This is a genomic window from Streptomyces abyssalis (assembly GCF_001751365.1).
In the GTDB taxonomy this organism is placed as follows: Bacteria; Actinomycetota; Actinomycetes; order Streptomycetales; family Streptomycetaceae; genus Streptomyces; species Streptomyces abyssalis.
Window position 1 is genome coordinate 1,022,561 of sequence record NZ_LJGT01000041.1, and the last position, 22,646, is coordinate 1,045,206.

Here is a 22,646-nt window from a genome sequence, read left to right on the forward strand (position 1 = left end):
GGCCGCCCTGCCGCCACGGGCTCCGAGGGGAGCCCTGGCCACGGGGCCGGCTGCGGCAGCCGCGCCGCCTTCCGCCGCCGCCCCTTGCCCGGCGCGTACGGGCCGGGTGCGGCGAGCCCGGCCGGGGGGTTGGCCCACGGCCCGGTCAGCGCCGCGAGCGACCAGCCCGAACGGGCACTTCCGGCCGGGCCGTCCGTCCGGCCGGGCAGGAAGGTGGCAGGCACGTGCGGCTGAACGCTCCCCGTGGGATCGGGCGGCTGAGGGACGGTCACGGTCAGAACCTCCTGATTACGTCGGCGACGGCTGGCACATCGGGAACGGAAGGCGGACGGTGGCGCCGCCTACCGGTGCACGGGCGCAGTCGCCAGGCGGCGGATCGCGGACATGGGGATGTGCAGCCAGGTGGGCCGGTGCCGGGCCTCGTAGAGCACTTCGTAGACCGTCTTGTCGGTCTCGTACGCGCGCAGCAGCGTGGCCTCCTCGCGCGGGTCGCAGCCGGAGACGTCGGCGTAGCCTGCGCAGAAGGCGTCCCGGTTGGCCTCGGCCCAGCGCCGCGCGAACGCCTCACCCGAGCCCGAGCCCGAGCCCATGCCCGTGCCGACCCCCGAGCCGGCGCCGGTCCCGGCAACCGTCGCGGAGTCCGCCCCCGCTGCCCGCTGCTGACAGGCGGCGTAGTCGAACGAGCGCAGCATCCCCGCGATGTCGCGTACGACCGGCTGCGGCACACGCCGCTCAACGAGCGGACGCGCCGGTTCCCCCTCGAAGTCGATGAGCGACCACCGGCCGTCGGGCCCGTACAGCACCTGCCCCAGGTGCAGATCACCGTGTACGCGCTGCGCCGGACAGGTGTGGCCCAGGCGGCCCAGTGCCGCGAGCGAACGGAAGGCCTCCCGCAGCCCCGGCCGGTACGGGCGCAGTCCCGGCACCGCGCGCCCCGCGGCCTCCAGCCGCTCCGTCATGGCCGCCGCAGTGCCCTCCAGCTCGGCCCGCCCGAGTACGCAGGCGGGCAGCGCCCCGGCCAGGACGGTGTGGACTTCGGCGGTGGCGCGTCCGAGGGCGCGGGCCTCCGCGGTGAAGTCGCGCCGTTCGGCGAGGGCGTTCAGGGCGAGCTGCCAGCCGTCGCGGCAGCCGGGCAGGAACGGCTGCAGGACGCCGAGTGTCAGCGGGAGCGCGCCTTCGCTCTCCGGCCCCGGCTCCGCCTCGAACCACGCCGTCGGCGCGGGCACCCGCAGCGAGCCGTGCCGGGAGAGCGCGAGCGGAAGCTCCAGATCGGGATTGATGCCGGGCTCGACCCGGCGGAAGAGCTTGAGGATGTACCGATTGCCGTAGACCACTGAGGAGTTGGACTGCTCAGCGGCCAGGGGCCGGGACGGAAGCCCTCTGGGTACCGCGGAGTCCGGCTCGCGGCGGAAGCGCAGCGGCCCGAACCGTCCGGGTGAGCCGAGCCGCTCCAGCAGGTGCCCCGCGAGCAGCGGGTCGTGCAGTGCGTCGTAGACGAGGCGCCCTCGGAGCGGCCCCGCGGCGGGGCGTCCGATCAGTGCGGCGGCGAGTTCCGGCGGCAGGGGGGACGAGGCGCCCCGTACCCCCAGCAGCAGTTGATAGCAGTCGGCGGACTCCCGCGCAGGCTCCCGGCCCGGATCCCCGGCGGTCGAGGGCTGCCGTGCCCGCAGCAGCAGATGAATCATCCCGGGCGCTCGACCAGAGTCGTCGCATGGCAGCAGCCCTGTCGCGGTGACGAGGTCGAATCCGCTGACCGGGCGGCCCTTGCCGGCGAACCAGCGCTGCCGGGGCAGCCATTCGGCGAGCGGCCCGGCGAGGGAGCGGAGCAGGTCCGCGCCGACGGGGACGGTGTCCGTCCGAAGAGCTGTGCGGGACAAGGAACTTTGCGACATGACGTCCGGCGTCCTTTCCCCGGGTACACGGAAAGCACGCAGATTGTGGCTGAATGTGGTGTTCTGTGTCCGGCTGTGCGGGCCGTGTCGGCGATCTTCACCCGCCGGCCAGGCGCCCTTCCCAGGGCCGGCCGAGCCCTGGTGGCCCGCCCGGCCGGACGCCGGGCTCCAATCCCGGCCCTTCCCCCGTCGGAGGGCGTGCCCCCTGCGGCGGCTCCCGGACCGGCCGGCGACGGCTCACGTGCGGGGCTGCTCCCGCGCCGTTACGGCTCGCCGTGGACATGCGTTCGCGAACGAGTTGACCCGCCGGCTGCGGGTCGTTCTGCAACATCACGCCGGTGCCGACTGCTGCCGACGGGTGTGGCGCGGGCGCCAACGGGGGTGCGCTCGAAGCGCACCCCCGCCGGACGTGGTCTCAACGGCCCGTCAGGGCTGCCTGCGCATGCGGAACCAGTAGAAGCCGTGGCCGCCCAGCGTCAGCAGATACGGGAGTTCACCGATCGGCGGGAAGCGCACGCCGCCGATCAGCTCCACCGGCACGCGCCCGCGCAGGAACTGCAGGTCGAGTTCGGTCGGCTGCGGGAAGCGGGAGAAGTTGTTCACGCACATCACCAGGTCGTCACCGCCGTCCGGCATCCGTACCTCGCGCAGGAAGGCGAGCACCGCCGGGTTGGACGAGGACAGTTCGGTGTACGTGCCCAGCCCGAAAGCCGGGTTCTGCTTGCGGATCTCCACCATCCGCCGGGTCCAGTGCAGAAGTGAACTCGGCGAACTCATCGCCGCCTCCACATTGGTGACCTGGTAGCCGTGCACCGGGTCCATGACCGTGGGAAGGAACAGCCGCCCCGGGTCGCAGGAGGAGAATCCGGCGTTGCGGTCCGGGGTCCACTGCATCGGCGTACGGACAGCGTCCCGGTCGCCGAGCCAGATGTTGTCGCCCATGCCGATCTCGTCGCCGTAGTAGAGGATCGGCGAGCCGGGGAGCGACAGCAGCAGGGCCGTGAACAGCTCGATCTGGTCGCGGTCGTTGTCCAGCAGCGTGGCCAGGCGGCGGCGGATGCCGATGTTGGCGCGCATGCGCGGGTCCTTGGCGTACTCCGCGTACATGTAGTCGCGCTCTTCGTCCGTGACCATCTCCAGCGTCAGCTCGTCGTGGTTGCGCAGGAAGATGCCCCACTGGCAGCCGGACGGGATCTGCGGGGTCTTGGCGAGGATCTCCGAGACGGGGTAGCGCGATTCACGGCGTACGGCCATGAAGATGCGCGGCATGACCGGGAAGTGGAAGGCCATGTGACACTCGTCGCCGCCTTTTTCGTAGTCGCCGAAATAGTCGACGACGTCCTCCGGCCACTGGTTCGCCTCGGCCAGCAGCACCGTGTCGGGGTAGTGGGCGTCGATCTCGGCGCGTACGCGCTTGAGGAAGCCGTGCGAGCGGGGCAGGTTCTCGCAGTTGGTGCCCTCCTCCGCGTACAGGTAGGGCACCGCGTCCAGCCGGAAGCCGTCGACGCCGAGGTCCAGCCAGAAGCGGAGTGCCGCGATCATCTCCTCCTGCACGGCCGGGTTCTCGTAGTTGAGGTCAGGCTGGTGGGAGAAGAAGCGGTGGAAGAAGTACTGCTTGCGCACCGGGTCGAACGTCCAGTTGGACGCCTCGGTGTCGACGAAGATGATCCGCGCGTCGGCGTACCGGGTGTCCTCGTCGTCCCAGACGTAGTAGTCGCCGTAGGGCCCGTCGGGGTTGTGGCGTGACTCCTGGAACCACGGGTGCTGGTCGCTGGTGTGGTTCATGACCATGTCGATGATGACGCGCATGCCGCGCTGGTGCGCCGAGTCCGTGAACTCCACGAAGTCCGCCAGGTCGCCGAACTCCGGCAGCACGGAGGTGTAGTCGGAGACGTCGTAACCCCCGTCGCGCAGCGGCGACTTGAAGAAGGGCGGCAGCCACAGGCAGTCGACGCCCAGCCACTGCAGATAGTCGAGCTTCGCGGTGAGCCCCTTCAGGTCTCCGATGCCGTCGCCGTTGCTGTCGTGGAAGGAGCGGACCAGCACTTCGTAGAAGACCGCCCGTTTGAACCACTCCGGGTCGCGGTCCCCGGCGGGCGTGTCCTCGAACGTGTCGTGTACGGGTTGGTTCACGGTCATGGGTGGGTGCCCTTCGGGTCGGTGGGGTCGTCGTCGGGCCGCAGGGTGAGGATGTGCGCGGCGGCGGGGGAGTCACCTCCTGACGCCAGACGCACGTAGTTCTTCGTGCTCCAGTCGTACGTCCGCCCGGTCAGCTCGTCGCGTACCGGGAAGGTCTCCCGACCGCCGGCCTGGGCGGCGGTGAGGCCGAATCGGCGCAGGTCGTCCTCGCTCAGGGTCACCGTCGCCTCCTGCGCGCGGTTCGGGTCGAGGCTGACCACGACGATGACGGTGTCGCTCTCCGGGATGTCCTGCTGCTCTGTGCGCCCCGGCTGCCGCGCCGGCTGTGCGGAGTGCTTGGAGAAGGCGATGACCTGCTGGTTGTCGCAGTGGTGGAAGGTGAGCGAGCGGAGCCCGCGCAGCGCGGGACGGTTCCGGCGCAGCCGGTTGAGCTGTCCGATCAGCGGTGAGATCGTCCGGCCCGACTCCTCGGCGCCCGCCCAGTCACGCGGACGCAGCTGGTACTTCTCGGAGTCCAGGTACTCCTCGCTGCCCGGCCGGACGGCCTTCGCCTCGCACAGCTCGTAACCCGCGTACATGCCCCACGACGGTGAGAGCGTCGCGGCGAGCACGGCCCGGGTCTCGAAGACGGGACGTCCGCCCTCCTGAAGGCTCGCGTGCAGGATGTCCGGGGTGTTGACGAAGAAGTTGGGACGCATGTAAGCGGCGGCCTCGCCGGACAGCTCCGTCAGATACTCCGTCAGCTCCTGCTTCGTGTTGCGCCACGTGAAGTAGGTGTAGGACTGCTGGAAGCCGGCCTTGGCGAGCGTGTGCATCATCGCCGGCCTGGTGAACGCCTCGGCCAGGAAGACGACATCGGGATCGGAGCGGTTGATGTCGCCGATGACCTTCTCCCAGAAGCCCACCGGCTTGGTGTGCGGGTTGTCGACGCGGAAGATGCGCACGCCCCGCGCCATCCACAGCCGCAGCAGCCGCAGCGTCTCGCGTACGAGCGACGCGTACGCCGACGGGTCGGTGTCGAAGGCGAGCGGCACGATGTCCTGGTACTTCTTCGGCGGGTTCTCGGCGTGGGCGATCGTGCCGTCCGGCCGGTGCCGGAACCACTCGGGATGCTCCTTGATCCAGGGGTGGTCCGGTGAGCACTGCAGCGCGAAGTCCAGGGCGATCTCCATGCCCAGCGACCGGGCGCGTTCCACGAAGTACTCGAAGTCCTCGACCGTTCCCAGGTCGGGGTGCACGGCGTCATGCCCGCCGGCCGCTGAACCGACGGCCCACGGTGAGCCGACATCGTGCGGACCGGCGGAGAGCGCGTTGTTGGGGCCCTTGCGGAAGGCGTCCCCGATGGGATGCACGGGCGGCAGGTAGACGACGTCGAAGCCCATGGCGGCGACGGCCTCCAGCCGCTCCGCCGCGGTCCGGAACGTACCGGGGACGGTGCTCCCGCCGTTCTCCGAGCCGAGGACCGCGCCCTCGGAGCGCGGGAACAGCTCGTACCACGATCCGAACTGGGCGCGTTCGCGCTCCACTTGGAGCGGCAGGGGACGCGTCGAGGTGACCAGTTCGCGCAGCGGGTAGCGGTCCAGCACGGCCGTCACCTGCGGCGTCAGCGCCGCCGCCAGACGTGCGGCGACGCCGCGGCTCCGGCTGCGCAGCGCGTCGGCCACGGCCAGCACGCCGTCCCGGCCCTCGCTTCTGGGTACGCCGGCGGCGGCCCGTTCGTGCAGCACCGCGCCCTCCTCCAGCACCACTTCGGTGTCGGTGCCGGCCGGGATCTTCAGCTTCGCCTGGCGCCGCCAGGTGGTGACCGGGTCGCTCCACGCCTCGATCGAGTACGTCCATCTCCCCTCGCTGTCCGGGGTGATGTCCGCTCCCCAGCGGTCGGTACCGGGTGCCAGTTCGCGCATGGGGGTCCAGGGGCCGCGGCGGCCGGTCGCGTCGCGGAGCACGACGTTGGCGCCGAGAGCTTCGTGGCCCTCACGGAAGACGGTGGCCGAGACCTGGAACGTCTCGCCCGGTACGGCCTTTGCGGGGTGGCGACCGCAGTCGACGAGGGGCCGGACGTCGAGGACGGGAATGCGACCGATCATTGCTTCACCTTGGTGCGGAGTGGAACAGGCGGACGGTTTGTGATCTTCCGCCTGTTCTATCTGCTTCACCTGGTGCCTCGGTGCCGCGTGCATGGGGGCAGCGCGCGTTCACCCGCCCGGCCCCCGCCCGTCGGGCGGGCGCCCCTTCAACCGTCCGGCTGGCCCCCCTTCAATGGCCGTGCAGATGCACGGGGAAGGACTGAAGGTCGTTCTGGGTGAGCACCGGCTGGTTGACGATCTCCTCGACGGGGACCGCGAACCGGATGCCTGGGAAACGGGCGAAGAGCGCCGGCAGCGCGATGCCCGCCTCCAGCCGCGACAGCGCCGCACCCGGGCAGATGTGCGGGCCGTGACCGAAGGTCATGTGCCGGTTGGGCGAGGGCCGGGCGATGTTGAACTCGTCGGCGTCCGGCCCGTGTTGCCCCGTGTCCCAGCCGATCGCGCGATAGGAGATGACGACGCCGTCGCCCTCGCGTATGACGCCGCCGTCGACCTCGATGTCCTCCGTGGCGAACCGCATGAGCAGATGCGTCGTCGGCGTGTCCCAGCGCAGGGTCTCCTCGACCACCGCGTCCCAGCCCACCTCGCCTGCGAGTACCGCGCGCAGCTGCCCGGGGTGCGTGAGCAGCGCCCGTACGGCGTTGAGGATCAGGCCGATCGTCGTCTCGTGGCCCGCGGCGACCATCGCCTTCAGATTGCCGACGACCTCCTCCTCGGTGAGGGGTTCGCCGCCCTCGTCCGCGAGGATCAGCGCACTGGTCAGGTCGTCCCGCGGCTCGGCGGTACGGGCCCTGACCATGTCGGTGAAGATGCCGTCGAGCTCGTCGATCACCGCGAGACGCTCGTCCTGCGGCGTCAGCATCGAGAAGAAGGCCTTGTAGAGCGTGTGCAGCCGCGGATGGAGTGCCGGGTCCACGCCCATCAGCACACTGATCACCGACATCGGCAGCGGCAGCGCGAAGACCGACTTGAGGTCGACGGGGCCGTGCGCGCCCTGCGCCTCCAGATCGTCCAGCAGCCGGTGCGTGATGCTCTCGATCACCGGGCGCAGGTTCTCCAGGCGGCGGGGAGTGATGGCCTGCGCGGTCTTGGTGCGCAGCCGCCGGTGCTCGGCGCCGTCCACCGTGAACATCGAACGCCCCGCGTCGATCATGCCGATCAGCGGCCACTCGCGCGTGACCTCGCCCGTACGCCACAACGTCCACCGGTCGATGTCCTTCACCAGCCGCTGGTCCGTCAGCAGCCGTCTGGCCTCCGCGTGACGGGTGATCGACCACGCCGGCACACCGAGCAGTTCGATGCGGGTGAGGGTGCCGGCGTCCCGGAGCCGGCGGGTCTCCCCGTCGAGGTCGCGCACCATCGGGTCGATGACGATGGGACACCCGTCGTGCGCGGCGGAGGGGGAGCTGGAGGCGGGGAGGCTCATGATGTGCCTTCGATGGGGGGCGTGGGGGCGAAGTGGACGGGCAGCGCGGTCATCCCGCGCAGGAACGCGGACGGCCGCCGCGCCAGAGCGCCGGCCGGTATCGCCAGGTCGATCTCGGGCAGCCGGTCGAGGAGGATCTCGATCCCGATGCGGGCGATCGTCTCCGCGATCTCCTGCGCCTGGAAGGGGCACTGGAACTCGCCGTGGCTGAAGGCGAAATGGGCGCTGTTGCCTCCGCGCAGCCCGGTGTCGGCGCCCGCCGTCGTGACGTGCACCTTCGGGTCCGCGTTGGCGCCGGCGAGGCCGAGCAGCAGCATGTCGCCCGAGCGGATGCGCTGCCCGCCTAGCCAGGTGTCCGAGGCGGCCCAGCGTCCCGCGAGGATCTGGGTGGGCGTGTCCTCCCAGAGCACCTCGTTCATCGCTTCGGGGATGCTGCGCCGGTTTCCGGTGAGGGACGCCGCGAAGCGGTCGTCGGTGAGCATCAGGCGTATGGAGTTGCCGATCCAGTCGGCGGTCGGCAGATGTCCCGCGGCCGTGATGGCCATCAGGTCCAGCGCGTACTCCTCATCGGTGAAGGGCTCGGGGTACGCGAGCATCCACGACGTGAGGTCGGCGCCCGCGGACGCGCGCTTGTTCGCCACCAGCTCGTGGATCTTGGCGCCGAAGTGCTGGAACCCTTCCAGGGCTTCGGCGCCGCCGTCGGCGAGGTCGCTCATCGCCTTGATGAGACCCGGGCCGTCGGAGTCGGGGAAGCCCAGGAGCCTGGCGAGCACGAGGACGGGCAGCGGCTTGGCGTACTCGGCGATGATGTCCGCCTCGCCGCGCGCGCAGAAGGTGTCGAGCAGCTGGTCGGCCAACTCCTCGCAGTGCTTGCGCAGTTCGAGCGGGCTGATGTTCTCCATCGCGGACTGCACCATCTCCAGGTGCCTGCGGTGCTCCGCGCCGACCGTGTAGTAGATGGACGGCTGCCGCTCGCCGATCATGGGCCGCAGCGGCCAGTCCTCAGGCAGCGTCTCCCACTGGTTCCACAGTCCGGAGTCGCGCGGGAAGAGCCGTGAGTCGGTGGTGACCTGGTACATCTCCTGATAGCCGATCACCAGCCACGCCGGCACGTCGCCTGGCAGCAGCACCGGCACGACGGGGCCGTGTTCCGCCCGCATCTCGCGGTAGTGGCCTGCGGGGTCGGTGTGGAAGCGGGGGCCGCTGAGCGGTACGACGTTCCCCGCGGCGTGTGCCGGGCACTCGGGCGGCGGCGCCGCGGCCCCCCACTCGCCCCACTCGTACGCTTGATCCTCCTGGTGGGCGTGTTGATACGCCGTCACGATGAAAACCTTCCGTGTGGTCGATCGCGACCGATTGAGTACGAGGGAACCGGAACGCGCGGCCGGACCGGGACGCGGTTCCAGCGGCGCAGGCGGTATCCGGGAGCTGGTCAGGAACCCACCGCTCGACTGCGCCGTCACACTTCACCCCGACGGGGAGCGAGCGTGCCCAGGGCCGCGCACCGCGGCCCGCGCCGTTGCTCTCCGCTCACCTCCGTGCTCTGTGTCCACGACCCGCGCCCGCCGTGTGGAGAGACGCAGGTGGAACGTGCAGAAGTCGTGCCCCCTGTACTGAGGTCACGAAGCTTAGGAGCACAGGCCGAGCGTGGTCGAGAGGGTGGAGCTGAGCATTCCGGCACGGGCCTGTGACGAGCGGAATTGCCTCACGGGTGTGACGGATGTGACGGCTGCGAAGCCGAATCGCCCTCGCGGTCCGGGTGTTGAGGTGCGGCGGACACCCGTCGGGGAGGCGGTCCGGCCCGTGCGTCCGCGGCACCTGGACGGCGCCTGGCGGCACACCGTCAGGGTGGACATACCACCTCAAGTGGATCATTGCCGCTATGCACGCGTATGCCCCGTTACGGTCGGGGTGTGAAGGCCATTCGTCGTATCTCCGTCCATCCCGTACTTCCCGAACCTCTCCGCCCGCTGAGCGAACTGGCGCACAACCTGCGCTGGTCCTGGCATCCCCCGACCCGCCGGTTCTTCCGCGAACTGGACCCGGACGCCTGGCGGCTCGCGGGCGGCGACCCGCTGCGCACGCTGTGCGCCCTGCCGCCGTCGAGGCTCGCGCAGCTCGCCTCGGACAGACCCTTTCTGCGGAGGCTCGCCGTCGCCTCCGGCGATCTGCACGACGCGCTGAGCGAACCGCGCTGGTACCAGCAGGAGGCCGCCTCCGGTGATCTCCCGCGCGCCGTGGCGTACTTCTCCCCCGAGTTCGGACTCACCGGGGCGCTGCCGCAGTACTCCGGCGGGCTCGGCATCCTCGCCGGCGACCATCTCAAGGCCGCCGCCGATCTGGGTGTCCCGCTGATCGGCGTCGGTCTGCTCTACCGGCAGGGCTACTTCCGGCAGAGCCTGAGCGCCGACGGCAGGCAGCAGGAGCACTACCCCGTGCTGGACCCGGCGGAGCTGCCGCTGCGGCTGCTGCGCGAGGAGGACGGCCTGCCGGTACGCATCACGCTGCGGCTGCCCGGCGGCCGGTCGCTGCACGCACACGTGTGGCAGGCGCGGGTGGGACGCGTACCGCTGCTGCTGCTCGACTCGGACACCGGGGCGAACGAGCCGTCCGAACGCGACGTCACCGACCGGCTCTACGGCGGCGGGGGCGAGCACCGGCTGCTCCAGGAGATGCTGCTCGGCATCGGCGGCGTGCGCGCGGTGCGCGCGTACTGCCGGCGCACCGGCCACCCCGCACCGGAGGTCTTCCACACCAACGAGGGCCACGCCGGCTTCCTCGGCCTGGAGCGCATCCGCGAACTGGGGGAGCAGGGGCTGGAGTTCGGCGCGGCCCTGGAGACCGTACGCGCGGGAAACCTCTTCACGACACACACGCCCGTCCCCGCCGGCATCGACCGCTTCGACGCCGCCCTCGTCGCCGACCACTTCGGTGAGCAGGGCGAACTGGAGGGCGTCGCCGCCGAGGAGGTGCTGCGCCTCGGAGCGGAGAGCTACTCCGGAGGCGACTCCGGGCTGTTCAACATGGCGGTCATGGGCCTTCGGCTCGCGCAGCGCGCCAACGGCGTGAGCACCCTGCACGGCGAGGTCAGCCGCACCATGTTCGCCGGACTGTGGCCGGGCTTCGACCCGGCGGAGGTGCCCATCACCTCCGTCACCAACGGAGTGCACGCCCCCACCTGGCGCTCGCCCGGCATGCCCGCCGACGCCGCCGGGCTGCCGGACGAGCGGCTGTGGGCGCTGCGCCGCACCCTGCGCGAACAGCTCGTGCGCGACGTGCGGGCGCGGGTGCGCGCGTCCTGGCGCGAACGCGGAGCCGCGGACGCCGAACTCGGCTGGACCGACGGCGTGTTCGACCCGGACGTGCTGACGATCGGGTTCGCCCGCCGGGTCCCGTCGTACAAGCGGCTCACGCTGATGCTGCGCGACCCGGAGCGGCTCACCCGGCTGCTGCTGCACCCGGAGCAACCCGTGCAGATCGTGGTGGCGGGCAAGGCGCATCCGGCGGACCACGGCGGCAAGGAGCTGATCCAGGAACTGGTGCGCTTCGCCGACGATCCGCGCGTACGGCACCGCATCGTCTTCCTCCCCGACTACGGGATGCACATGGCGCAGGCGCTCTACGCCGGATGCGACGTGTGGCTCAACAACCCGCTGCGTCCACTGGAGGCGTGCGGCACCAGCGGCATGAAGGCCGCGCTCAACGGCTGCCTCAACCTCTCGGTACGGGACGGCTGGTGGGACGAGTGGTTCGAGGCGGACTTCGGCTGGGCGGTGCCCAGCGTGGACGGTGCGGCCGCCGAGGACGCCGACCGCCGGGACACCGTCGAGGCCGCCGCGCTCTACGGCCTGATCGAGGATCACGTCGCGCCGTGCTTCTACGACCGGGGCGAGGGGGAAGGGCCGCGCGGCGGGCCCGGCAAGGGCGGCGTACCGGCCCGCTGGGTGGAGATGGTGCGCCGTACGCTCACCCGGCTCGGCCCGAAGGTCCAGGCGGAGCGGATGGTGCGCGAGTACGTCGAGCGGCTGTACGGACCCGCTGCCCGCGCCCACCGCGAGCTGGACGCGGTCAGCGCGCGAGAACTGGCCGCGTGGAAGGCACGGGTGCGGGCCGAGTGGCCGTCGGTCGCCGTCGGCCGCGTCGAGCACGCCGGCCCCGGTCAGGAGCGGGGGCATGACCACGAGCAGCACCCGGACCGCCGACAGGGGCCCGACGGCGCCCTGGATCTCGGTCTCGGCTCGTGCCTGACCCTGCGGGCGCGGGTCGCCCTGGGAAGGCTGTCCCCGGAGGACGTCGAGGTGCAGGCCGTCGCCGGACGGGTCGACGCCGGTACGGGCCGCATCGCCGGCGGCGACGCGGTGAAGGTGCCGCTCAAGCCCGTCACTTCGGCGGGCGGAAGCGGAGGCCCGGACCTCGACGGGCGCTGGACCTATGAGGGGACCGTCACGCCCGGCCGTACCGGCCCCTTCGGATACACGGTGCGTGTGCTGCCCGCGCACCGGCTGCTCGCCTCGGGCGCCGAAATGGGCCTGGCGGCCGCACCCCCGGACGGGGACGGGGAGGAGAACGGGAACGGGGACGGCGAGGCCGGCGGCGTCTGAACAAGGCGACGGGGCGGGTACCGCGCGCGAACTGCGCACGGTGCCCGCCCCGTCCTTTCAGCTGTGCCCTCCGGCTGGCCGACTGCGATCTCCGCCGGCAAGCCGCCTGCGATCTCCGCCGGCAAGCCGACTGCGATCTCCGCCGGCAAAGCCGGACTTGATCACTTGACCGCGACGGCCGTCCAGGCTGCCTCGACCGCCTTGGTCTCGGCGCTGTCGGCGCCGAAGAGGTCGTTCGAAGCCTTCACCGTCGCCTCACGGGCTGCCTTGTAGTCCGTGTTGGCGGTCATGTTCTCGGTCAGTGCCTTGAACCAGATCTGCTGGGCCTTGGTGATCCCGATGCCCTCGATGGTCGAGCCGTCGGAGGTCGGCGAGTCGTACTCGACACCGTTCTTCTCGGACTTGCCACTGCCCATGGACATGAGGAAGAACCAGTGGTTGGCGATGCCGGACGAGTAGTGCACGTCGACGTCGCCGGCCTTGTCGCTCCACTCGTCGAGCGAGTTGCCGTCCTTGCTCGGCTTGTCCATGTAGCGCAGCGGAGTGCCGTCGCCGTTGATGTCGATCTCCTCACCGACGTGGAAGTCGGCGACGTCTTCCTTGTTCTCCGGGGCGTGGAACTCCGTGGCCGCGGCGAAGATGTCCGAGGTGGCCTCGTTCAGACCGCCGGACTCACCCGCGTACACCAGCTTCGCGGTCGTCGAGGTGACACCGTGCGACATCTCGTGGGCCGCGACGTCGAGCGAGGTGAGGGGCTTCTTGTTGCCCTCGCCGTCGCCGTAGGTCATGCAGAAGCAGCTGTCGTCCCAGAAGGCGTTGACGTAGTTGTCGCCGTAGTGGACGCGGCTGGGCGCACCCTTGCCGTCACCCGCGATGCCTTCGCGCTTGAACTCCTCCTTGAAGAAGTCCCAGGTCTGCTGGGCGCCGTAGTGCGCGTCGACGGCTGCGGTCTGCGGGTCGTCCGGCTTGCCGGTGCCCCACTTGTTGTCCTCGTCGGTGAAGTCCTTGCCGTCACCGCTCTCGCCGTTCTCCAGGTTCGTGGTCTTGCTGCCGCCACGGGACTTGTCGCTCAGCGTGAACTTGCCGTCCGCGCCGTCCGTGGAGAGCTTGACCTCGCCGCTGTACTGGCTCGCGCCGGTGCCGTCGGCCTCGTGGATGCCCTGGAACTCGAAGAGCTTCTTGCCGGACTTGGCGTCGGTGATGACGTGCAGTTCGCTGGGCGCGCCGGACTTCTGGGTGCCGCCCTTGACGGTCTCCCAGGCCAGTACGGGCTTGCCGGTCAGCGCGAAGACGATCTGGCGCGGGGCCTTGCTGCCCTTCGCCTTCGGGGTGGCCGGCTTCTCGGCCTTGCTGACGCCCTTGGTGGAGACCTTGATGTCGGCCTTCGTGGACTTGGTGACGCCGGTGTGCTCGCCCGACTTGGACTTGTGCACGACCATGTCGCCGCCGAGGACCGGCATGCCGTCGAACGTCCGCTCGTAACGGACGTGGGTGGCACCGTCCTGGTTCTTGATGACGTCCCTGACCTGGAGCTTCTCCTTGGAGCCGAGGCCCAGGGCCTTGGCGTCCGCGGCCTTGGCCGAGGCGGAGTCGGCCTTCTTGATGGCCTGGGTCTTCTGGGCCGCGCTCATGGGGGCGGCCTGAGCGCCCGCCTTCGCAGTGGACCCTTCGTCCGCGGGACCGGCGGTGGCCGTGCCTGCCGTGACGCCGGCGACGACGAGCGCGGCGCTGGCCGCGAGGGCGGATATCCGCTGCTTCTTGCTCAACGATCTCACTCGGTGGCTCCTTCTGCCGTGGGGGCCGGGCGGCTGCTGTCTGCGGCCGCCCGTGCAGAACTGTGGAACAGGAATGCGAGTTGTCGTGCTCCTGTGCGAAAGCACGAACATTGGTCAGACTACTGTCGGGTACGCGCGACTGTCACCGCTTCCGGCACACGGTGCTCACGGCTTGACCAGAATTTGTCCGTTGCCGCCTTTCAATTCCCCGGATAACGGACGCCGTTGCGTGGGTGTCCCCGGCGGAGGCAGGGGGAAGCCGGGCCTTTCCGCAGGTCGCGAGCGGGTGGGCCGGTGGGCGCGAGTGGCCGGGTGGGCTTCATCGGGCCGTCGCTCCAGGCGCTGTGCGGGGCCCGCCAACCCTCCGGCGTCAGCGATCAGTTGGCGGGAAAGCGGTCCTCCGCGAGCCGCCCTCGCCCGGTCACCGGCATCCGGGTACGCGATCTCCGCCGCCGAGGCCGGCGGGTGACCACAGTCGCAGTACGCGCCCGAAGCGCCGTCAGCATCGCGCGCTGAACGGTCTCTTCGCCCGCAAGAGAGGGGAGGGCGGCGGCGCGTGCGGGTCGGTGACGGCCGGGTCCGCGGGCAGCGCGCGGGCTTCAGCCGCCGTTTCCGGTCGAGTCGGTGCTCGCACGCGGATGGTCTGCCCGGGATGCTTCCTCTACGGGACGTCTCGTCCGCCGTGCACGGAACATCCAGTCCACCGTTCCACCGTGCGGTATGTCCGGTTCGTTGCCCCTGCGGCGGCGGGTCGTTGGTCTCCGTACGGACGAGCTTCACGGGGAGTGGCATGGAACGGGCGGGGCGGACAGGGCAGTCGGGACAGTCGGGCTGGAAGGGTCTGCTGATGAGGACCATGTTGCTGAAGTGCTCGCCCGCGGCTCTGTGCGCGATGGGCACTCTGCTGGCGGGCTGCGGTGCGATGATCGAGCCGCAGACCCCCGCACAGCTGATCGAGGTGACGCCGCGGGACGGGGCCGAGGACGTAACGGCGAAAGGTAACCTGCGCGTCACCGCGACGGAGGGCCGCCTGGACAAGGTGGAGGTCGCGCGCCGCAGCCGCGGCGCGGCGCACGCCGTGCCAGGCAGCATCTCGTCCGACGGGCGCACATGGCGGCCCTCGGAGTCGGCCCGCAGACTCAAGCTGGGCAGCAAGTACACGGTCGACGTCGTCGCGCTCGACGACGAAGGGCGCCGGGCCGCCCGGCACACCACCTTCACCACCAAGGCCCAGCCGCGCCGCTTCATCGGCTTCTTCACGCCGGAGCACCGGCAGACCGTCGGCACCGGCATGATCCTCTCGATCAGGTTCAACCGGCCGATCGCCGAGCGGGAGGCCGTCGAGCGCGGCATCCGCGTCACCGCGAGCCCGCCCGTGAAGGTGGCACCGCACTGGTTCGGCGCCTCGCGTCTGGACTTCCGGCCCGAGGAGTACTGGAAGCCGGGCACCCGCGTCACGCTGGATCTGCGGCTTCGCGGTGTGCGAGGCGCTCCGGACGTGTACGGGGTGCAGCGCAAGACCGTCCACTTCACGGTCGGCCGCGACCAGCGCACCGTGGTGGACGCCCGGCGTCACACGATGACCGTGCACCGTAACGGCGAGGTGGTCCGGCGGGTGCCCGTCACGACGGGGTCGGCGAAGAATCCGACGTACACGGGGGACATGGTCATCAGCGAGAAGTTCGAGGTGACCCGGATGAACGCGCGGACTGTCGGCTTCGGGGGCGAGTACGACATCGAGGACGTGCCGCACGCGATGCGCCTGACCGACAGCGGAACCTTCCTGCACGGCAACTACTGGGCTCCCAAGCGCACGTTCGGCAAGGCGAACGTCAGTCACGGGTGCATCGGGCTGCGTGACAGGAAGGGCGGCGACCCCGGCAGCCCCGCCGGGACCTTCTTCCGCGAGTCTCTCACGGGAGACGTGGTGACCGTGAAGAACTCCGGTGAGCGCACGGTCGCACCGGGCAACGGCCTCGGCGGCTGGAACATGCCCTGGTCGTCCTGGACGGACGGCTCGGCGCTGGACTGACGCCCCGCAGCAATGGGCATGCCGTAGAGAGAAATCGCGACGGAACGGTGACACTCTCGGGGATTTCTTCTCCATCTCGGTGTGATTATCTAGCGCGTGCACAGTCGTGTTTTCGGTTCGGGGGCCGCACGATCATGCCGGCAGCCGTGCGAGGGGAGTAGCCCGCTGTGGATCTGAAGACCGTCGCCAGGGAAGCGAAGGAAAAGCTGAGCCCGGAGGCGATACGGGGGGCGATGCAGGGGGACAGCCGGACCCAGGTGATAGGCGGGTCAGCCGTTGGTCTCGTCGTGCTCGCCGTTGTGCTCGTGCTGACGCTGACGACCTGCGGCGGCGCCGGCGGAGGAGCCGGAGGCCAGGCCGGCGGGGACGACAAGCCGGAGAAGTCGCGGGCGGTCGTCGAGATATCCCCCAAGGACGGCGCGGACGGTGTCGGCACCCAGGACGCCCTGAAGGTGACTGCCGACAAGGGCAAGCTCGTCAAGGTGGACGTCAAGGACGAGGACGGCAAAACGGTCGCGGGTGAGCTCGCCAAGGGCGGGAAGGCGTGGACGCCTGCGACCCACCTGACGACGAAGACGAAGTACACGGTCGAGGCACACGCCGAGGACGCCGACGGCCGCAAGGCGACCGAGAAGGCACGCTTCACCACCCTCACCCCCGACAGCACCTTCATAGGCCGCTTCAACCCTGACGACGGCGCCAAGGTGGGCGTGGGGATGCCCGTCTCCATCAACTTCAACCACGCCATCCAGGACCGTGCGGCCGTCGAGAAGGCGATCTCCGTCACCGCCGACCCCGAGGTCGACGTGGAGGGCCACTGGTTCGGGAACAACCGCCTCGACTTCCGGCCGGAGGAGTACTGGAAGGCGGGCACGAAGGTCGAACTCGACCTGAACCTCGACGGTGTGGAGGGCTACGACGGCGTCTACGGCGAGCAGGACAAGGCCGTGAACTTCACCATCGGGCGGAGCCAGGTCAGCGTCGTCGACGCGAAGTCCAAGACGATGACCGTGACCCGCGACGGCAAAGAGCTGAAGAAGATCGACATCAGCTCCGGAAGCCCGGAGAACCCCACGTACAACGGCCGGATGGTGATCAGCGAGCGTCACAAGGAGACGCGGATGGACGGCGACACCGTCGGCTTCGGACGCAACGAGGAAGCGGGCGGCTACGACATCAAGGACGTGCCGCACGCCATGCGCCTGTCGACCTCCGGGACCTTCATCCACGGCAACTACTGGCTGACGCAGGGGCAGTTCGGCTCGGTCAACGCCAGCCACGGCTGCGTCGGGCTCTTCGACAAGAAGGGCGGCAACGACAAGGGCACGCCGGGCGCCTGGTTCTACAACGAATCGATCATCGGCGACGTGGTGGAGATCAAGAACTCCAAGGACAAGACGATTCAGCCCGACAACGGCCTCAACGGCTGGAACATGGACTGGGACGAGTGGAAGGCCCCGCAGGAATAGCGGTGCTGCCGCGGAAGCGGGCGGCGAACCGGAAGCAGTGCTGCCGCACGCGCGGCGCCGGCGCGGGGCTTCGCGGGACGGTGCGGCCGGAGCGTGCGGCCGCACCATCGGCCTGACGCGTAACGGCCGTTAACCTTCCCCCATGACTGTGAATCTCGAAGTCGCCGAGGGCGTCGGCACGATCCGCATCGACCGTCCTCCGATGAACGCGCTCGACATCGCCACCCAGGACAGGCTGCGTGAACTCGCCGAGGAGGCGACCGTACGCGACGACGTACGGGCCGTCGTGATCCACGGCGGGGAGAAGGTCTTCGCCGCGGGCGCGGACATCAAGGAGATGCAGGCCATGGAGCACGCGGACATGGTCAAGCGTTCCAAGGCGCTGCAGGACTCCTTCACCGCCGTCGCCCGCATCCCCAAGCCCGTCGTCGCGGCCGTCACCGGCTACGCGCTCGGGGGAGGCTGTGAGCTGGCGCTCTGCGCGGACATCCGCGTCGCGGGCGAGGGGGCCAAGCTGGGGCAGCCGGAGATCCTGCTCGGGCTCATTCCCGGCGCGGGCGGCACCCAGCGGCTCGCCCGGCTCGTCGGGCCGTCCAAGGCCAAGGACATCATCTTCACCGGGCGCCAGGTCAAGGCCCCGGAGGCGCTGCAGATGGGGCTCGTCGACCGGGTGGTGCCGGACGAGGAGGTCTACGAGCAGGCGCGGGCCTGGGCCGCTCAGCTGGCCAAGGGTCCGGCGATCGCGCTTCGCGCCGCCAAGGAGTCGGTCGACGTCGGCCTGGAGACGGACATCGACTCCGGGCTCGCCGTCGAACGGAACTGGTTTGCGGGGCTGTTCGCCACGGAGGACCGTGCGACGGGCATGCGCAGCTTCGTCGAAGAGGGTCCCGGGAAGGCGAAGTTCGGCTGATTGGGCGCCTTCCGGTGTGACGGTGGCACCGCCGCTCCATCGCTCTGAAGCCCCGTCATGCGTGCGGCACCCCCCGTACGGGGTGGGGTGGCTGGGGGTGGCGCACAGCGCCGTCCGAGTGCGCCCCACCTTGTGGGGGAACGGGACGGAATCCGGCAGGGTCCTGCGTGCGGCACCTTCACAGCCCGGCCGCTCCGGCGCCCGGCGGAGCGTCGTGCCAGGTCACGGCCGTATGTGTCGCTTCGCGGCGTTGCCCGCACCGAACGGGCCGGTATGCGGAGGGAGTTGTTCCGGAAGGTGGGATCTGGTTGAACCGCCCCACAACCCCCCTGCTCCCGCCATGATGGTGGCCATGGCGGGACAGGGAGAAGTGGCGAACGTGAGCGAGCGGATGCCAGAAGTCCCGGGTGAACCGACGAGCGACGGCCTCTCCGGCGGCGTTCTCGATCTCGTCGGTGACCCGACGATCGGTGAGGTGCGGCTGCCCAACCGCCCCGAGTCGGCGAGACGCGCCCGCCGGCTCGCCCGTACCGTCCTGGAATCGCACTGGTCGCTGCCCGAGCCCGTCACCGACGACGCCGTCCTGCTCGTTTCCGAACTCGTCGGCAACGCGGTGCGCCACACCGGCGCACTCGTCTTCGGGCTGCGGATGATGCGCCGCCGCGGCTGGATCCGCGTCGAGGTGCGCGATCCCTCCCGCGGACTGCCGTGTCTGCTGCCGGTGCACGGCATGGACACCAGCGGGCGCGGCCTCTTCCTCGTCGACACGCTCTCCGACCGCTGGGGCGTCGACCTGCTTCCCCGCGGCAAGACGACCTGGTTCGAGATGCGCGTCGTCGCCTGATGTGACCCGCGGGCACACCTCGTACGCCCCGCCCTCCTGCCGCCGGTTAGGCAGTTCACCCCGGGGCGGCCGCCCGCGCTCCTCGATGTCCTGGTTGACCATGGCCGGCCGGGGACGGACGATCTGGGCTGCGGCGGCGCCTTCGGCCGGACGGCCGGGGCACCAGCACGCGGAACACGAGGAAGGGGCAGGACAGGTCATGGAGCGCAACTCCGCGAAACTCACCGGCCCCGAGGGCGAACCGCTGATGTGGGTCGGCGTCAACTACTGGTCCCGCACCGGCGGCCCCCTGATGTGGCGCAGCTACGACGCCGCGGTGGTCGAGGAGGAGCTGCGCACGATGCGGGACCACGGCATCACCCTCACCCGCAGCTTCCTGTACTGGCCGGACTTCATGCCGGAGGAGAACACCCTCGACCCGGCGATGCTGGAGCGCTACGACGACTTCCTGGAACGGCACGCGGCGCTCGGGATGCAGACCGTCCCCACCTTTCTCGTCGGACACATGTCGGGGCAGAACTGGGACCCGGCCTGGCGCCGCGGCCGCGACGTCTTCGCCGACGCCTCCTTCGTCGCCCAGCAGGAGTGGTACGTACGCGAGACGACCGCACGGTGGAAGGACCATTCCGCCGTCGCGGGCTGGCTGCTGACGAACGAGATCCCCATCTACGCGGACTGGCCCTCGCGCGGCATCGGCACGCTCGACGCGGATACCGTCCTCGCCTGGGCGAAGACCCTTACCGGCGCGGTGCGTTCGGCCGGTGCCACGCAGCCCGTCTCCATCGGCGACGGAGCCTGGGGCGTGGAGACCTCCGGCGCGGACAACGGCTTCCGCATCCGCGACCTCGCGGAGCTGGTCGACTTCCACGGCCCGCACGTCTACCGCATGGAGACCGACGCCGTACGCCAGCACCTGGGCGCCGCATTCGTATGCGAACTCCTCGACATCGGCGGAAAGCCCGTGATCATGGAGGAGTTCGGGCTCACCTCCGACTGGGCGTCCGAGCAGAACGCCGCCCACTACTACCGGCAGATCCTCCACACCACGCTGCTCGCGGGGGCGACCGGCTGGATGGCCTGGAACAACACCGACTACGACGCGCTTGAGGACCAGGAGCCCTACAGTCACCACCCGTTCGAGATGCACTTCGGCATCACCGACTGCGAGGGCCGCCCGAAGGAGCAGCTGCGCGAGGTCCGGCGTTTCACCGAGGTGCTGAGGCGCACCGACGCCCCGCGGCTGAGCCGTCCCGGCGCACGTGCCGCCATCGTCGTCTCGTCCTTCCTGGAGAAGATGTATCCCTTCACCCAGCCGGACGACCGCACCGGCGTCCTCACCAGCACCCGCCAGGCCTACGTCGCCGCGCGCGAGGCCGATCTGGGTGTGGGCGTGGCGAGGGAGGCCGACGGGCTTCCCGGCGACTGCTCGCTGTATTTGCTGCCCTCGGTCAAGCAGCTCACGGCACCCGGCTGGTCCCGGCTGCGGCGGCTCGCGGAGGGCGGAGCCACCGTGTACGCCTCGTACTTCGCCGGGGTGCACGACCATGCGCGCGGTGCCTGGTGGCCGCGGCTCGACGAGACCTTCGGTGTACGGAAGAAGCTGCGCTACGGCCTGGCCGACACCATCGAGGACGACGAGCTGCGCATGGTCTTCCAGCGCGGCTTCGGCGGCATCGCCGCGGGCGAGGAGCTGGTCTTTCCCGTCGCCGGCACGGAGAGCTCACGCTCGTACCTGCCCGTCGAGCCGGACGGGGCGGAGGTCCTCGCGGCCGACGCACACGGCCGCCCCGCGCTGCTGCGCCGCGGCACCGGCAGCGGCGCCATGGTGCTGTGCACGTACCCCGTCGAGCACATGGCGGCAGTCACCCCGCGCGTCAACCCGGAGCCGACGTGGCGGCTGTACGCGGCGCTGGCCGCCGAGGCCGGGGCGGCACCGGAGGTCTCCGTCCCCGACCCGCGCGTGATGACGGGGCTGATGGAGCACGAGGACGGACGGAGCTTCGTGTGGTTCATCAGCCAGCACGACGAGCCGCTGACCGCGCAGCCAGAGCTCCCCGGCGGCGCCGCGCTCCGCAGCCTCGACGGCGGCCGGCTGAGCGAGGTCGGGCTGCCCCCGTTCGGCGTCGTCGTCGCCGAGATGACACGGTGAGAACGGCAGGCCGCCGACCAGGAGAGGAGCACGGCAGCATGAGGATCGAGTCCGCCGAGACAATCGTCACCAGCCCCGGGCGCAACTTCGTGACGCTGCGCCTGGTGACCTCGGACGGCGTCACGGGCCTGGGCGACGCCACGCTCAACGGCCGTGAGCTGTCCGTCGCCTCCTACCTCCGGGATCATGTGGCGCCGCTGCTGACGGGCCGGGACGCCCGGAACATCGAGGACACCTGGCAGTACCTCTACCGCGGGGCCTACTGGCGGCGCGGTCCGGTCACCATGGCCGCCGTCGCGGCCGTCGACACGGCTCTGTGGGACATCAAGGCCAAGGCGGCGGGCATGCCGCTGTACCAGCTCCTGGGCGGGGCCAGCCGCCGCGGCGCCCTCGCCTACGGTCACGCCTCCGGGCGTGACATCCCCGAACTGCTCGACTCCGTACGGGCCCACCTCGCCGACGGCTACCGCGCCATCCGCGTTCAGACGGGCATCCCCGGACTCGACTCGGTGTACGGCGTCGCCGCCTCCGGCGCCGGACCGGGCGAACGCTACGACTACGAGCCGGCCCGCCGCAGCGCCTCGGGCCCGGCCCTGCCGGTGGAGGAGACCTGGGACACCCGGGCCTATCTGCGTCATGTGCCGCGCGTGTTCGAGGCCGTACGCGAGGAGTTCGGGCCGGAGCTGCCGCTGCTGCACGACGGGCACCACAGGATGACGCCCATCCAGGCGGCGAAGCTCGGCAAGTCCCTTGAGCCGTATGACCTGTTCTGGCTGGAGGACGTCACGCCGGGCGAGGACCAGGCGGCGCTGCGCCTGATCCGCCAGCACACCACCACGCCGCTGGCCATCGGCGAGGTGTTCAACTCGGTGCACGACTACACCACTCTGCTCAGCGAGCGGCTGATCGACTACGTGCGCTCCGCGGTAACCCACACCGGCGGTGTCACCGCCATGAAGAAACTGCTCGACCTCGCGGCCGTCTACGGCGTCCGCTCCGGCATGCACGGGCCGACCGACATCTCACCGGTGGGCATGGCGGCGGCGCTCCATCTCGACCTGGCGGTGCACAACTTCGGCATCCAGGAGTACATGCGGCACTCCGCCGACACCCTGGAGGTCTTCCGTACGTCGTACAGCTTCGAGGAGGGCCTGCTGCATCCGTCCGAGACCCCCGGACTCGGCGTCGAACTCGACACGGACGCCGCCGGCCGCTTCCCCTACGAGCCCGCCTACCTGCCCGTCAACCGCCTCACCGACGGGACCGTCCACGACTGGTGAGCCGTGGGCGGTCCTGCCGGGAGGCGCCGGCCGGGCTGATTG

General features: G+C 70.5%; 13 protein-coding genes. 7 read left to right on the forward strand and 6 right to left on the reverse strand.

Annotated features, from left to right (window positions below; genetic code table 11):
* Window positions 1-341: 341 nt before the first annotated feature.
* From AN215_RS25330 to AN215_RS25350, 5 genes are all read right to left on the reverse strand, one after another.
* Window positions 342-1,892: a maltokinase N-terminal cap-like domain-containing protein gene (locus tag AN215_RS25330; protein ID WP_079123404.1), complete on the reverse strand. Its 1,551-nt coding sequence runs from the start codon at window positions 1,890-1,892 to the stop codon at window positions 342-344.
* Between the two features lie 426 nt (window positions 1,893-2,318).
* Window positions 2,319-4,031 (reverse strand): maltose alpha-D-glucosyltransferase, encoded by a 1,713-nt coding sequence (treS, locus tag AN215_RS25335; RefSeq protein WP_070010842.1) that lies wholly within the window; start codon window positions 4,029-4,031, stop codon window positions 2,319-2,321.
* Window positions 4,028-6,118: an alpha-1,4-glucan--maltose-1-phosphate maltosyltransferase gene (locus tag AN215_RS25340; RefSeq protein WP_070010841.1), complete on the reverse strand. Its 2,091-nt coding sequence runs from the start codon at window positions 6,116-6,118 to the stop codon at window positions 4,028-4,030. Before AN215_RS25340 ends, treS begins: the two co-directional genes overlap by 4 nt.
* A 169-nt stretch (window positions 6,119-6,287) precedes the next feature.
* Window positions 6,288-7,544 carry a cytochrome P450 family protein gene (locus tag AN215_RS25345; protein WP_070010840.1) on the reverse strand — a complete coding sequence of 419 codons (1,257 nt, stop codon included), beginning with the start codon at window positions 7,542-7,544 and terminating at the stop codon, window positions 6,288-6,290.
* Window positions 7,541-8,866, reverse strand: a complete 1,326-nt coding sequence (locus tag AN215_RS25350; protein WP_070010839.1) for a cytochrome P450 — start codon at window positions 8,864-8,866, stop codon at window positions 7,541-7,543. Before AN215_RS25350 ends, AN215_RS25345 begins: the two co-directional genes overlap by 4 nt.
* A 591-nt stretch (window positions 8,867-9,457) precedes the next feature.
* On the opposite strand from AN215_RS25350, the gene glgP reads away from it, so the two are divergent.
* Window positions 9,458-12,145, forward strand: coding sequence for an alpha-glucan family phosphorylase (gene glgP / locus AN215_RS25355; RefSeq protein WP_070010838.1), 2,688 nt, complete (start codon window positions 9,458-9,460; stop codon window positions 12,143-12,145).
* A 161-nt stretch (window positions 12,146-12,306) separates the two neighbouring features.
* Here glgP and AN215_RS25360 read toward each other — a convergent pair whose 3' ends face one another.
* On the reverse strand, window positions 12,307-13,920 hold the full coding sequence (locus AN215_RS25360; protein ID WP_070010837.1) for a M4 family metallopeptidase: 1,614 nt from the start codon (window positions 13,918-13,920) through the stop codon (window positions 12,307-12,309).
* A gap of 847 nt (window positions 13,921-14,767) precedes the next feature.
* Here AN215_RS25360 and AN215_RS25365 point away from each other — a divergent pair.
* The 6 genes from AN215_RS25365 (at window position 14,768) to manD (ending at window position 22,604) form a co-directional block, all read left to right on the forward strand.
* Window positions 14,768-15,952 (forward strand): L,D-transpeptidase, encoded by a 1,185-nt coding sequence (locus AN215_RS25365; protein ID WP_107374499.1) that lies wholly within the window; start codon window positions 14,768-14,770, stop codon window positions 15,950-15,952.
* A gap of 167 nt (window positions 15,953-16,119) precedes the next feature.
* On the forward strand, window positions 16,120-17,421 hold the full coding sequence (locus AN215_RS25370; RefSeq protein ID WP_245694710.1) for a L,D-transpeptidase: 1,302 nt from the start codon (window positions 16,120-16,122) through the stop codon (window positions 17,419-17,421).
* Between the two features lie 142 nt (window positions 17,422-17,563).
* Window positions 17,564-18,331, forward strand: a complete 768-nt coding sequence (locus AN215_RS25375) for an enoyl-CoA hydratase/isomerase family protein (RefSeq protein ID WP_070010835.1) — start codon at window positions 17,564-17,566, stop codon at window positions 18,329-18,331.
* A 391-nt stretch (window positions 18,332-18,722) separates the two neighbouring features.
* Complete coding sequence (locus tag AN215_RS25380; RefSeq protein ID WP_070011345.1) at window positions 18,723-19,175, forward strand: ATP-binding protein; 453 nt, start codon at window positions 18,723-18,725, stop codon at window positions 19,173-19,175.
* 199 nt (window positions 19,176-19,374) lie between these two features.
* Window positions 19,375-21,324 (forward strand): cellulase family glycosylhydrolase, encoded by a 1,950-nt coding sequence (locus tag AN215_RS25385; RefSeq protein WP_070010834.1) that lies wholly within the window; start codon window positions 19,375-19,377, stop codon window positions 21,322-21,324.
* Window positions 21,325-21,362: 38 nt separating this feature from the next.
* Window positions 21,363-22,604, forward strand: a complete 1,242-nt coding sequence (gene manD, locus AN215_RS25390; protein ID WP_070010833.1) for a D-mannonate dehydratase ManD — start codon at window positions 21,363-21,365, stop codon at window positions 22,602-22,604.
* Window positions 22,605-22,646 lie beyond the last annotated feature (42 nt).